This window comes from Bdellovibrio sp. HM001, from assembly GCF_055397275.1.
Genome location: NZ_AP029174.1, coordinates 588,035 through 600,914 on the forward strand (window position 1 = coordinate 588,035; position 12,880 = coordinate 600,914).

10 protein-coding genes and 1 tRNA gene are annotated in these 12,880 nt (G+C 50.6%); 3 read left to right on the top strand and 8 right to left on the bottom strand.

Annotated elements, in window-relative coordinates; all coding sequences use genetic code 11:
• The 4 genes from ACZ5ZZ_RS02895 to gcvT form a co-directional block, all read right to left on the bottom strand.
• Nucleotides 1–756: an SDR family NAD(P)-dependent oxidoreductase gene (locus ACZ5ZZ_RS02895; protein ID WP_464141153.1), complete on the bottom strand. Its 756-nt coding sequence runs from the start codon at nucleotides 754–756 to the stop codon at nucleotides 1–3.
• Between the two features lie 153 nt (nucleotides 757–909).
• Nucleotides 910–992: transfer RNA gene (locus ACZ5ZZ_RS02900), tRNA-Leu, on the bottom strand.
• Nucleotides 993–1,092: 100 nt separating this feature from the next.
• Entirely contained in the window at nucleotides 1,093–1,482 is a 390-nt protein-coding gene (gene gcvH / locus ACZ5ZZ_RS02905; protein WP_464120104.1) for a glycine cleavage system protein GcvH, read from the bottom strand.
• A 10-nt stretch (nucleotides 1,483–1,492) separates the two neighbouring features.
• Nucleotides 1,493–2,575: a glycine cleavage system aminomethyltransferase GcvT gene (gcvT, locus tag ACZ5ZZ_RS02910; protein ID WP_464141155.1), complete on the bottom strand. Its 1,083-nt coding sequence runs from the start codon at nucleotides 2,573–2,575 to the stop codon at nucleotides 1,493–1,495.
• A 36-nt stretch (nucleotides 2,576–2,611) separates the two neighbouring features.
• Here gcvT and ACZ5ZZ_RS02915 point away from each other — a divergent pair, with 36 nt between their 5' ends.
• Complete coding sequence (locus tag ACZ5ZZ_RS02915; protein ID WP_464141157.1) at nucleotides 2,612–3,142, top strand: SAM-dependent methyltransferase; 531 nt, start codon at nucleotides 2,612–2,614, stop codon at nucleotides 3,140–3,142.
• A 154-nt stretch (nucleotides 3,143–3,296) separates the two neighbouring features.
• Nucleotides 3,297–3,722 (top strand): DUF4423 domain-containing protein, encoded by a 426-nt coding sequence (locus tag ACZ5ZZ_RS02920; protein ID WP_464120107.1) that lies wholly within the window; start codon nucleotides 3,297–3,299, stop codon nucleotides 3,720–3,722.
• Nucleotides 3,723–3,867: 145 nt separating this feature from the next.
• Here the strand turns inward: ACZ5ZZ_RS02920 and ACZ5ZZ_RS02925 are convergent, their stop codons facing one another.
• The gene (locus ACZ5ZZ_RS02925) at nucleotides 3,868–7,050 is read right to left on the bottom strand and encodes an Ig-like domain-containing protein (protein ID WP_464141159.1); all 3,183 of its coding nucleotides are present in this window, start codon (nucleotides 7,048–7,050) and stop codon (nucleotides 3,868–3,870) included.
• Between the two features lie 171 nt (nucleotides 7,051–7,221).
• Here ACZ5ZZ_RS02925 and ACZ5ZZ_RS02930 point away from each other — a divergent pair, with 171 nt between their 5' ends.
• Nucleotides 7,222–8,016: a substrate-binding periplasmic protein gene (locus tag ACZ5ZZ_RS02930; protein ID WP_464141161.1), complete on the top strand. Its 795-nt coding sequence runs from the start codon at nucleotides 7,222–7,224 to the stop codon at nucleotides 8,014–8,016.
• Here the strand turns inward: ACZ5ZZ_RS02930 and ACZ5ZZ_RS02935 are convergent.
• The 3 genes from ACZ5ZZ_RS02935 to gcvP are packed head-to-tail and all read right to left on the bottom strand — an operon-like array spanning nucleotide 7,963 to nucleotide 12,867.
• Nucleotides 7,963–8,979 (bottom strand): small ribosomal subunit Rsm22 family protein, encoded by a 1,017-nt coding sequence (locus ACZ5ZZ_RS02935; protein WP_464141163.1) that lies wholly within the window; start codon nucleotides 8,977–8,979, stop codon nucleotides 7,963–7,965. The two genes, ACZ5ZZ_RS02930 and ACZ5ZZ_RS02935, sit on opposite strands and share 54 nt — an antisense overlap.
• A gap of 9 nt (nucleotides 8,980–8,988) precedes the next feature.
• Nucleotides 8,989–9,990: a glycosyltransferase family 9 protein gene (locus ACZ5ZZ_RS02940; protein WP_464141165.1), complete on the bottom strand. Its 1,002-nt coding sequence runs from the start codon at nucleotides 9,988–9,990 to the stop codon at nucleotides 8,989–8,991.
• A gap of 3 nt (nucleotides 9,991–9,993) precedes the next feature.
• Nucleotides 9,994–12,867, bottom strand: a complete 2,874-nt coding sequence (gcvP, locus tag ACZ5ZZ_RS02945) for an aminomethyl-transferring glycine dehydrogenase (protein WP_464141167.1) — start codon at nucleotides 12,865–12,867, stop codon at nucleotides 9,994–9,996.
• Between the last annotated feature and the right edge of the window lie 13 nt (nucleotides 12,868–12,880).

Consider the following 12,880-nt stretch of genomic DNA (forward strand, 5'->3'; position numbering starts at 1 on the left):
TTAACGTACCTTCTTTTCCAGATCTTGGATGGAGATCACAGACGATTGAGTTTTGAATTTTTTCGGTTCCAGACAGAAGCGGACGACCAGATCAGCGACATCTGCGGGCTGGCGCAGCTGATGATCCGTCTTCAGCTTTTTAAAGTTGGCCACTTCGGGGAAGTCCTTCTTTTTGAAGCTGCGAATGGTCTGCTGCATTTGTGTATCCAGCACACCGGGACTGAAGTGATAGATTCTGATTTTTTTGTTCTTAGAGTTTTGCAGATCCAAAGCCGTATTTTCGGTAAACATTTTCAGGCCGGCTTTGGAGGAACAATACATCGACCATCCTGAAATGGGCCGGAAAGCGGCGCCGGAACCGATGTTGAATATCGTCAAAGGCTTTTTTTCTTCAGCAGCGAGCCGGGCGCAGACCTGGGAAAGCAGAACAGGAGAAATCAGATTGGTCACCAGATGTGTGTTCATTTCAGACAGATCCAGATCGACCAAAGAGCCCACGGGATTGATCAACGCGGCATTGTTAATCAGATGGATATGTTTGAAAGAAGCCAGATCCAGATTCTCCAGCACGGCTTCGATCTTTTGGATCGTCCCCAGGCCGCGGCTGAAGTCAGCGGCAATATGTTTGAAATTGTGTGATTTGAATGAGGGACGGGAGCGGGACAGATTTACGACTTGGTGGCCCTGTTGCAGAGCTTTAAGACAAACCTGTTCCCCCAGCCCCTTGGAGCCGCCTGTAACGATAAATAAATCCATAATTAAAGTATGAATTTCAGCGTGTTATTCAGCAAGGCCGGGTCCAGAGGAAGGTCTAGGAATAGGAACAGTTCGTGGTCGTCTGAAGATTTTGGGCATAAAAAAAGCCAACTTATTCAGTTGGCTTTTTAGTGGTTCTTAAGCTTAGAGATTTGGTGCCCCGCGAGGGACTTGAACCCCCACGCTTGCGCACTAGATCCTAAGTCTAGCGTGTCTGCCAATTTCACCAGCGGGGCAACACATCTCTAGGCTTAAGGAAGCACTATTGATAGCTTACTTCAGAGTCAGATTGCAAGCGGAAATTTCAAAAAAACGTCCGCTTGGCCTCAACTCAGCTTATTTCTCGCTGATCAATTTTTTGTAGTCTGGAGCTCTCATAAGGTTTGCGAGCTCTTTTTCGGTATCCATTTCGATACGAACCAACCAGCCTTCATTCACTGGGTCGTCGTTCAAAACAGACGGGTCATCGCTAAGAGATGAGTTCACTTCGATAACCGTGCCGGAAACAGGGGCATAAAGGTCACTCACCGCTTTAACGGACTCAATAACGCCGAAAGTTTGGCCTTGAGTGATCTTTTGACCTTCTTCTGGAAGCTCCACGTAAACGACTTCGCCCAAGGAATCCTGAGCAAATTCAGTGATACCTACAGTAACGATGTTCTCATCAACCTGAGCCCATTCGTGTTCTTTAGTGTAATAATAGTCTTCAGGAATGTGATATCCCATGTCTGGCTCCTTATTTCGTTACAAACGGTGTTTTGCAAACCACGGCTTTCACTTTGCGACCGCGGATGTCCAGAAGGAACTCTGTTCCTTCTTTTGCGTAAGCTACATCGATAAAAGCGATACCGATAGGTTCATCCAGGGTCGGGGAGTGAGTACCACTAGTTACCCTGCCGATTTCTTTGTTGTCAAAAGAAAACAGGCTGTAGCCCTGACGAGGGATGCCCTTCTCAAGCATCTTAAATCCCACAAGATTTCGGCTTAAGCCGGCTTCTTTTTTGCCCACAATCTGGGCTTTATTGAAGAAGTCCTTTTTGGCAGGTTTAATCACCCAGCCTAGGCCTGCTTCGTAGGGATTCGTCGTGTCATCAATTTCGTGGCCGTAAAGAGAATACTTCATTTCAGTTCTGAGGGTGTCACGGGCCCCCAAACCGATGCTCATCACGCCCAGGTCTTTGCCGGTTTCTAGCAAAGTCATCCACAGATCCACAGTTCCTGCGGCTTCGATAAAGACTTCGCAGCCTTTTTCGCCGGTGTAACCAGTTGTGGCGATCATGATCTTGTGATTTTTGAACTGGCCGGACTTCAAAGTGAAAGGTTTCATTTCACTGACTTTGATGTCGAATACACGGTCGCAAAGCTCCAGAGCTTTTGGACCTTGGATGGCGATCTGACCCCAGCGGTCGGATTCATCGGTGATATCCGCGCCTTTATTGTGTTTGGTCATCCAGGCAAAGTCTTTGTCTTTGTTGGAGGCATTCACGCAAACCAGGTAATCGGCATCCTTTTCCAGGCAATAAACGATAATATCGTCCACCAGGCCGCCCTGATCATTCGGCAGCAAAGAATATTGAGCCTCTCCGACATTCAGTTTTGCCACGTCGTTGGTCGTCAGCCATTCCAGGGTTTCCAGGGCTTTGGGGCCTTTAACGCGAATTTCCCCCATGTGGGAAACGTCAAACAGGCCTACGTTCGTGCGCACGTTGTTGTGCTCTTCACGCACACCCACGTACTGAACAGGCATATACCAACCGGCGAAATCGACCATGCGGCCGCCGAGCTTCTCGTGTGTTTCTGCTAATGGAGTCTTTTTCATGCGCATGAATATCCCTTTCCCCGTGACATTCAGTCAATGAGGATTCTATCTTGCGACCCGATGTTCAAACTCTCTCGCCGCATGCAGCTTATCTACGATCACCTTTTGCCCGGAAAGCCCGTCTGGGACTTCTGCTGCGACCACGGATATCTGGGGTTGAATGCCTATGAAAGCGGGCTTTTTTCCGAGGTTCATTTCGTGGATCAGGTGCCGCACATCGTAGAACAGCTGGAGGCTCGTTTTTTGGCAGAATATTTCCGCGAAGACGCTGTTACGCAGGCCGCTTTTCACTCTCGGCCCGGGGAGGATCTGCGGCAGTCTGTGTCAGGCACGGTGGTCATTACCGGAGTGGGGGCTCACACGATTCTAAAAATTGTGCAGACTTTGCGGGAAAAGGGACTTCTTAGCGCTGACAGACTGATATTGGGTCCACAAAGAGACGAACAGATGCTGTCTGATTTATTGCAAAAAACCCTGGCGAACGACTTCATGAGGGCCTCGGAAATGCTTTCCGTCGAAGAGCGCGGTCGAAATCGTAAGTTGTTGATATTCGATAAAATTCTGTAATGTTCGCGGGCCTTATGACGCGCCTCGAATAGCTAGATTAAATGTCTGTAAGACTGTGAACAAAATATTGATTATCAGGGGCCCTGCAAATAATTGTGTCCTCATGCAGGACGTAAATAAAAACTCAGATTTTAGACAGTTTCTTGAAGATGAATTGGCTCGCCGTAGCCAAAACTATCCCCGTTACTCTTTGCGTGCGTTTGCTCGTCATTTGGAAGTGGACTCGTCTTTCTTGTCCAAAATCCTGAACGGCAAACGTACTGTGACAATGAGAACCATCCGTATGTTCGGGGAGCGTTTGAACCTGACTCCGGATGAACTTCAGCGTTTCGGCGAAATCAGCCGTGAAAAGAAGATGAAACGCAAGTTGGAACGTCTTCTGGAGAAAATGCCAAGTGAAGAACGTGAACATTCCACGATCACAATCAATGTGGATGAAGCGCGTTTGGCTGAAGCTAAAGAAAAAATCAAAGGCTTCCGTCGTGAGCTGGCGCAATTCCTGGATGCTGGGGTTGTGCAAGGCAAGACTTATCAGATCTCTGTGTCCTTGATCCCTGTTTCTGGCTACGTGACTGAGTAGCTTCGGAATTCAAAAGTTAAATTCGACTAGGAACCGAGAGCCCAAAAGCTCTCGGTTTTTTATTTTCTGGGGAGCTGCTTCAGCTTGCGCGCCTGCCGGCGCTCCAGCACGGCCCCTGGCGGGAAGCACTGCTCGGCCGGGCCGATTACTGTACATCGAAGATGGGATTGGGGACCATGAGGCGGGGGTAAGGTACGACATTGTTTAAGCGAGTGTCGTATTTAAAGACCAGATTTCCGACCGCGAACAGAGCCCAGGGGGCGATCACGGATCCGCGGAATTCTCCATAATAGCGGCTGTGCACGTTCTGCGCGTTGATGCGAATGTGATCAAAAACCGTTGAAACGCGGGTGGCATTGATCGTCGGAGCGCCCACACGATCGGGTTGTTCTCCCCAGTATCCTGACCACTGCCACGAGTGGGCAGCATAGTTCGACATCTGATAGCCGTTCCAGCGGCACAAGTTTTCATAGGCCACGATGGGGTTAACCAAAGTGCCGGATTGGTTGATGACCTTGACGTCCAAGACATGATCATAACCCGTCACCGGCCCGGTCCAATCATCAAACAATTCTTTGGCCATGCCACACTTCCATGGATCGACACCAGGATCGCAAGCGGAATAGTTTCCATTGGAAATATAGTGAGCATCCAGATACTGGGCATGTTCAGGGCGCAGTGGACAGCGCATCCATTCCCATGCTCCGGCATCATTGTTGGATTTGATGGTCAGAGCGCCTTCTGCGGCGTCGCGAAGACCTCCCGGATTGGCGGCGTTGACGATCTTCTGGGCGTCTTCAAAATTATTCAAACTTCGGCGGATAAAGCGGATGTCGTACAATCCAATACCCATATGGATATTGCGCGAACTTGTGATTTGTAAAGTCGGCGAAGCTGCGCCCCCCACGTACTGAATCGCAGTGCCGCGATTGGTTTCGATAAAGACATTACCTGCAACATAAATAGAACAGCCGACGTCATCGGTTTGGATGTCGGGATTATTCAAATACAAAGTTCCGCTGATGATAATACTTCCATGACAGATGATCGTGCCATTGTTGCGCACAAACGATCCATAACCGAAGTCATGAATTTGCAGACCGCTTAAACCCGGTTTGGAGTTCGGGCCTTTATAGACAAAGGCCGTTGTTCCGGCGCTTAAAGAACTGTCCAGCGCCAAGACCTCTGCATCGGAAGGGGCCCGGATCGTGATCGAGGACTTCAGTTGCAGTCCTCCTTGAACTTTCGGAGGAATCAGTTGAGGGGCCTTGGCCACCGGGGTGGGGTTTACTTGCATAAAACCATCGCCATCCATCAGGATGGTGCCCTGACTGTCGGTGATGGGGCTGTACTGATTCCAGCTGTTTTGCAGGAAGTTTCGCAGGTTGAGCGGACCTGAGTTCGGATTACCGGAAGTTTGTTTGATAAAGTTTTTGTCGGTCACTGTGATGTTCGGCATATAGATTGAGCCCGTGACCAGGAAATCAATCACACTGTTGTCGTTGTGATAGATGTATGAACCAGCCAGGTTGGCCACACCCAAAATGTCCGAGGCATTGCCATAGTTGGCTTGAGAGACGCCGAAATCAGTGACGATATCGGCCTGAATGTTAGCGTGACACAAAATACATGAAAGCTGTTTGCTGACGGCCAGGGCTGGATACATGCTCATCACATAGTTGTCTACATGCAGGCTGAAAGTTTTTGAGTCCGTGCCGATCCCATCGCTGGCTGTGAAGGTGATCATAGTGCCATCACTAGAAGACGCGTGAGCCGTGCCCATCTGCACCGCCAACGTCCCCGTGGTGCCAGAGACTCCGCAATTGGCGATATCCACGTAATATGCATCGGCAGTGGAGCCTGCACAAGTCAAAGGCTGTGGGTCCGGGAAGGTTGCATTGCCGCCCGGGGACACGGTAAAGGCCAGATCAAAGATGGAATTTGCAAAGCACTTGTTACCACATTTTTCCAACGTGGTTCCGTTGGTGCCTGGCCAGACGGTGATCTGGACCGGCTCGTTAACGAAATTCACTGTCACGGCCACATCGGCAGTGACGGTGTGAGGTGCAGGCAGAACTTGATCGGCAAACTGCACTTTGATGTTGCAGGGGCCACCATGATAGTCGGCTCCGCTGTAGCGATTGAAGTAATGAGTCGTCGGGGCGTAGGTCAAAGCTCCCGTTGCGGCATCAATCGACACACTTCCGAAGTCTGAACATCGAGGGGCATCGGCTGTCGCCAGACTGTAAGTTCCAGCACCTTCCTCGTCTGAATCAACCAAAGCATCAGCAAAAAGTTCGGTGCTGGCACTGTTGCGATCCAGACTGATCGTCGCCGGTAAATTCAGGCTGGGGATTGCCGTATCCAAAGTCAGATGGATGGTATTGCTCGCAGTCAGATTCCCTGCCTCGTCGCGGGCCCACAAGATGATGGTATGGGCGCCATCAGCACCAGAAAGTGTGAAATGATTAGTCCCGGCGGTGCAGGTCATCCATGCGGGATCGTCCAGGGCTGGCGGAGTCGAGCTGTCTTGAGTGAAAATCACCTGATAATAAGAATCAGGATTCTGGTTGTCATCTGCACAGGAGCCCAGATCCACAGCAACCGGATTGTCGGAAATAGTCCCGTGAACCAAGGAGATGGCAGGCGTGGACGGAGCTGTCTGATCCAAAGTGTAAGCCAACGGGTAAGGATAGCAATAGGTGTTTCCTGCAGCATCTTCAGTCAGAAGGCTCCAGGCATAGGAGCCTTCCGCCGTCAGGGCTTGTCCCAGTTCGAAGGAATAATTTCCGCTGGTGGCATCTGCCGTGGTGTTTGCCAGAATATCACCACTGCAGGTGATGGAATTAAATAAAGTCACAATGGCCTTGGGCTCTGTTGTGCCGGCAACGGAGGGGCGAGCCACCGAGCTGACGGCACCAGGCAGAACAGTGGCGGTATCGATCGTGGGCAGAATGTCATCGAAGTGAATTTCAAAGATTTCAGAGGGCTCGGATTTCTCACCCCGGCTTCCAACGGCTATGCCGGATGGCAATTGCATTCGGATCAGTCCCTGATGATCTGGAACTAACTCAATTATATACTCAGTTCCTGTGAGGCGGGTAATACCAGAGATCGTGGCATTCTGAGCTTGGAATTGATCAGCGTGCACAACATCCGGAGGTCGGTTGAACTGAATCCGGACTTTGACCGGGGACTTGTTGGTATAGTAGGCCGGGGACTCTGCGCCTTGCAGGGAAGCCTTGAGTTCGCCGTTGTGAACACTGGTCTTAATCGTGCAACCAGCAATCCAGGCACTGACGCAAATCCATACAATGAATTTTCCCATTACGCTCCATGTATTCAAAGTAAAACCCCGTTACAAATATATATCGGCTTGTTTGCATGTATCTTTAAGGTCCATGTTATGACGTGCCAGTAATTTTCATGTTTCAAATTAGATCAATGGGGCCTCTATGACTGTGCTACAATGGATATACAGGCGAAGGAGCTGTTAATTATGCGTCTGCTTTGGATCACAATAATTGTTCTGGCAGTTTCCACAAAGGCTTTCGCTAAACAAGTCGTCGAGATGATATCGCCTTATGATACTCCTCCATTTATTGTGGATCAGAAGAAAGAAACGGGACTGGTGTTTGAGTTGGCATCTTTGCTGACGGCCCGATCCCTGGGGAAGTATGAATTTAAAGTGACGGTTCTGCCCCGGGCACGTCTGTTGAAAGTATTGGAAAAAAACGGGGTTGTGGTCGTTCCCTTGGTGGCACCGAAGTGGTTTGAAGACACGGATGAAAAGAAATTCTTTTGGACTTCGGCCATGATGGATGATGAAAACCTGGTCCTGTCTTCGCGTAAAAAACCATTGGACTATCGTGGTATGGAATCCCTGAAGCATTTGAAGACCACTGTCGTCACAGGTCATAGCATAGAAACCGTCAGCAAGTTGCAGCACGCGGGGGAAGTGGATTCCCAGACGACAAACTCCTTAAGTAACGGCCTGCAAATGCTTGCCCGGGGACGCATTGATTTTGTGATCACCGGTCGTCTGGTGGCGGATTATCTGATTCAGGATTTGAAACTGGGTCAGGATATTTATATTTCCGACCGCTCGGTAGAGAAGTTTGAGCGGAAGTTTCTTTTATCCAGAGATGCGGATAAAAATCTGCAAAAGTGGCTGGAAGGTGAAATTCAGCGTTTGCGTCGATCCGGTGAATGGAAAAAGCTTCTGGGCAGCAAAAGCGACTTACAAGATGGTGATTTCCTGACTGACGCGAAGTTCGTTGGAAACTTTCTGTAGATTCTCTGGCAGTTCAATAAGAACACCACGAGGAATTTCCTGTTCCATCTTGTTCTTGTGCATCCAGGCCAAAAACTCGCGATCAGAACCACGACAGATCATCTGGCGATCCTTGCCTTTTTCCTTCAATCGATCGCCGACAACCCTAGCGGCTGCAATGGCCGTCGGGCGGGTTTTTCGCATCAGAAGATAGCTCATGGTTAAGGTCCGATTCTTCATCGGAAGTTCGGCTTCCAGATTCAGGAACCACTGCGGGACTTTGAAGTGCACTCGATCATGACACCAGTCGGTTTTGGATTGGGTCAGTAGCGGGCATGGCCCTTCATGGGTGCACGGGGCCCAGACATGATAACCTTTTTCCAGAAGCTTTTGGCGAAGTTGTAACAGTTTGCGACCGTCCTGCTGGGTGGAAGGTTCCACCAACATCAAGGCTTCGCACTGATAAGCCCAATCGGGCAGGTCACTGAGTTCGGTCAGGGAATACGAGAACAATGCTAAAGTCTTATTCCCATCTTTCATGCGAGCGGAGCTGAAGGTGCGCTGCCAGTCCTGAGGTGGAAATTGAGGGAAGTGCTTTTCAATAATCTGCTGAGGTTCAGAGGCGCGCTCAATCAACTGATAGCTGAACTTATGTCGTTCATTCAAAGTGATCGAAGCCGTTGCCAGTCCTGCGCCGAAATCAATCACCCGTTCAAGACCCTGGAAGAAGCTTCTTTTGTCGGCTTCTGCGAAAATCCCATTCAGACGCGTGGAATTCAGCGGCAGATAGTAGCAAAGATAGGCCACCTGAGCCCAGGATTCATTCCAGGGTGTTGGACTGTCGGGCTTGGTGATAAAGTAATCAGAAAGAGTCAGCACACATTTTGCCAAGGCCTTGGAGTCCTTCAGCGACAGTTTGTAAGTCGCCAGAGCACGGTCAATGGATTCTTCAAATGAAGCGGGAAAACTGAATTCTCTTTGCATGCCGGTATTCTAAAGCGAGGACAGGGTGTGAAGCAATTGTTCCACCGTGATTTTCTCCATACAGTGAAATTCTTCACAGCGGGTGCCATCGCAGTGGCTGCCGTCCGGGTTCAGTGTCGGGGCTTCAAAAATATGAACATGAGGCCCGCGGGCTGCCCAACGGACAGGCTTTTGCACCCGCACATGCGGATAGATACCCAAAACCACCGCACCCAAAGACGCTGCCATGTGAGCGACACCCGTGCTGGGCACAACCACGGCCTTGGAGTTTTTAAGTACGGTGAACAATTCTGAGGCCTTTAGAAGGCCCTGCAGGCAAATCACGTTAGGGTCATTTTTGAAAGTGGCTTTGATATCGGTCAGCCACTTTTCATCCGCCGCCGTGCCTGTCAGAACAACTTGGGTGCGGGGGCTGACTTGTTTGATGAACTCGATGTAGTTGGCAATTGGCCAGTTCAGCGCTGACCCGGCCATACCTGGATGAACCACGACATAGCCATTGGCAGTCAGTTGATGTTTTGCCAGGAGGTCAGGATTTGTCGGGCCTTGAAGTTTTAAGACAGGGGCCGTGTCCGCACTGGTGTTGTTCAATGCATGCTTAAGAACATCCAGGTTGTATTCGGCTTCGTGTTTCACCGCCAGACTGCGGCGCTGGCGCAGGCCCTTATTCAGGAACAAAAAGCTGTGCCACTGCGAGCGCACACCGGCACGAACCGGCACACCTTCCGCCCAAAGGGCAAAGCTGACCCACCAGGGGGCTTGGAAGCTCACGGCCACGTCGGGTTTGTATTCTTTCAGAAAAGCGCGAAGTTTTTGTAGGGACTCTTTAGAGTCTTCTTTGGAAAGCTCGATGTACTTCCGGCGGGGGTCGGCGTGGTCGGGGACAAACCCCAATCCTTTGGCGATAACCCACTGCTGATCCCAGTCCTTTAAAAAAGAAACCTGATCTACACACATGGTGCAGATCAGGTCGCCGATTTTGTCTAAACGGATCAGAAGAACACGCTTCATTCGTTACGTGTACTCTTCAATGCTTGGGCAGGAGCAAACCAGGTTGCGATCGCCGTAAGCGTTGTCCACACGGCCCACGACCGGCCAGAACTTGTTCGCGCGCAGCCATTCAACCGGGTAAACGGCTTCTTCGCGAGAATACGGATGATTCCATTCCGGTTTCATCAGCATCTGTGCAGTGTGCGGGGCATTTTTAAGAGCGTTGTTTTCCTTGTCCATCTTTCCGGATTCAATTGCGCTGATTTCCTTGCGGATGGTCACCATGGAATCAATGAAGCGATCCAGCTCTTTTTTGGATTCGGATTCAGTCGGCTCGATCATCAGGGTGCCCGCCACCGGGAAGCTCATGGTCGGAGCATGGAAGCCGAAGTCCATCAGACGTTTTGCAACGTCTGTCACGTCGATGCCGGATGTTTTCTTGATCTCACGCACATCCACGATACATTCGTGCGCCACCAGGCCATTTTTACCTTTGTAAAGAACAGGGTAGTGCGGCTCCAGTTTTTTCGCGATGTAGTTTGCGCTCAGGATGCTGACCAAAGTGGCTTTGCGCAGGCCTTCCGCGCCCATCATCGTGATGTAAGCCCACGAGATCGGCAGAATGCTGGCGCTACCCCAAGGAGCAGACGTCACCGCAGAAATACCCTCTTTCGGACCGGCTTCAGGAACCATGGAATGTTTTGGCAGGAACGGAGCCAAGTGTGCTGCCACACCGATTGGACCCACGCCCGGACCGCCACCCCCGTGAGGGATGGAGAAGGTTTTGTGCAAATTCATGTGGGAAACGTCCGGACCAAACACGCCAGGTCGGCACATACCAACCAAAGCATTCATGTTGGCGCCATCCATATAAACCTGACCACCGTTGTCGTGGATGATTTTGCAGATTTCCACGATACCTTCTTCAAACACACCGTGTGTGGAAGGATAAGTGATCATCAATGCTGCCAGATTGTCTTTGTGTTGTTCAGCCTTCAGTTTCAGGTCTGCCACGTCGACGTTACCCTGGTCATCGCAGGCCACCACTACAACCTGCATGTTCACCAAAGCCGCAGAGGCCGGATTGGTTCCGTGTGCGGAGGATGGGATCAAGCAGATGTTACGGTGCCCCTGACCACGGGACTGGTGGTATTTACGGATCACCAAAAGTCCGGCGTATTCGCCTTGAGAGCCGGCATTTGGTTGCAAGCTCACAGCCGCAAAGCCGGTGATGTCACAAAGTTTTTTCTCAAGGTCATGGATCATCTCGATCAGACCGGTCGCTTGCGCTGTCGGAGCGAACGGGTGCAGCTTGCTGATTTCCGGCCAGGAAACAGGAACCAGTTCCGTTGTTGCATTGAGCTTCATCGTGCAGGAGCCCAGTGGGATCATGGAATGAGTCAGGGTCAGATCCTTGTTCTGCAGATGGTGGATGTAACGAAGGATCTCAGTCTCACTGTGGTGAGAATTAAACACGGAATGAGTCATGTACGCCGTGGAGCGAGTCAACGCCGCTGGCATCGTCACATCACCCAGCGCTTCATCGATGGACAAGGCGGTGAAACCGGCCATGTTGCCAAGGTTGAACGCCGCCCAGATCATTTCCACATCTTCCAAAGAAGTTGTTTCGTTCAAGGAAATGCCCAGCTTGTTGTCGCCGAAGTTGCGGAAGTTCATCTGCATCTTTTCAGCTTGTGCGATGATGGCCGCTGCTTTGTCGGTGGTCACAGTCAGAGTGTCAAAGAAGGCGCCGTCAGCCACGTTATGGCCCAGCTTTTTCAAACCTTCTGCCAGAATCGCGGTCAGGCGCTGCACACGCAACGCGATTTTCTTAAGCCCTTGTGGACCATGATAAACAGCGTACATGGAAGCCATGTTCGCCAGAAGCACCTGCGCTGTACAGATATTGGATGTCGCTTTTTCGCGGCGGATGTGCTGTTCGCGAGTTTGCAAAGCCAGACGCAATGCAGGTTTGCCTTGAGAATCCACGCTGACCCCCACCAGGCGGCCTGGCATCAAGCGTTTGTAAGCATCTTTCGTCGCCAAGTAACCAGCGTGAGGACCACCGAAGCCCATCGGCACACCAAAGCGTTGAGAGTTACCAACCACCATGTCAGCGCCCCATTCCCCCGGAGGTGTCAACAGGGTCATTGCCAACAGGTCCGTGGAAGCCGTAACCAAGGCGCCATGATCTTTGTATTTTTTGGCAATGGCAGAGTAGTCTTCCACTTTTCCATGGGTGTTCGGATACTGGAAGAACACACCGAAGACAGGTTTGGCGAAATCATATTTCGCCGGGTCTGCGATGATCATCTCAAAGCCCAGAGGCTCGGCACGTGTGCCCAGAACTTCAATCACATGCGGGTGCATGTCCGGGGAAACCACGAAGGCATTTGCTTTGTTTTTGCAAAGGGAATGGGCCATGAACATGGCTTCCGCAGCGGCAGTCCCTTCATCCAGCAAAGAAGCATTGGCGATTTCCATGCCATTTAGATCCGCGATCATGGTTTGGAAGTTCAACAGAGCTTCCAAGCGGCCTTGGGAAATTTCCGGCTGATAAGGGGTGTAGGCGGTGTACCACACTGGGTTTTCAAAGATGTTTCTTTGAATCACAGTCGGGGTGATGGTGTCGTGGTAACCCATGCCGATGTAGCTTTTGAAAACTTTGTTCTTGGAAACCATCTGCTTCAGATGATTCAAAAGCGCGTATTCGGAAATACCAGAACCCACGTCTTCGTATTTGTGAGTTGTGCGGATTTGCGAAGGAATAACTTTGTCAGCCATTTGGTCCAAAGAGTTGAAGCCCAGAGTCTTCAACATCTCGTGAATGTCGGAATCTGTTGGACCAATATGACGGGGAATAAATTCGTTCTTGGAAGAAAGATCTGCAATTTTCATGAGCACCTCTAAA

Coding starts and splice junctions, on each gene's coding strand:
- ACZ5ZZ_RS02895 (WP_464141153.1), bottom strand. CDS start 756: ATGGATTTATTTATCGTTACAGGCGGCTCCAAGGGGCTGGGGGAACAG.
- gcvH (WP_464120104.1), bottom strand. CDS start 1,482: ATGGGATATCACATTCCTGAAGACTATTATTACACTAAAGAACACGAA.
- gcvT (WP_464141155.1), bottom strand. CDS start 2,575: ATGAAAAAGACTCCATTAGCAGAAACACACGAGAAGCTCGGCGGCCGC.
- ACZ5ZZ_RS02915 (WP_464141157.1), top strand. CDS start 2,612: ATGAGGATTCTATCTTGCGACCCGATGTTCAAACTCTCTCGCCGCATG.
- ACZ5ZZ_RS02925 (WP_464141159.1), bottom strand. CDS start 7,050: ATGGGAAAATTCATTGTATGGATTTGCGTCAGTGCCTGGATTGCTGGT.
- ACZ5ZZ_RS02930 (WP_464141161.1), top strand. CDS start 7,222: ATGCGTCTGCTTTGGATCACAATAATTGTTCTGGCAGTTTCCACAAAG.
- ACZ5ZZ_RS02935 (WP_464141163.1), bottom strand. CDS start 8,979: ATGCAAAGAGAATTCAGTTTTCCCGCTTCATTTGAAGAATCCATTGAC.
- ACZ5ZZ_RS02940 (WP_464141165.1), bottom strand. CDS start 9,990: ATGAAGCGTGTTCTTCTGATCCGTTTAGACAAAATCGGCGACCTGATC.
- gcvP (WP_464141167.1), bottom strand. CDS start 12,867: ATGAAAATTGCAGATCTTTCTTCCAAGAACGAATTTATTCCCCGTCAT.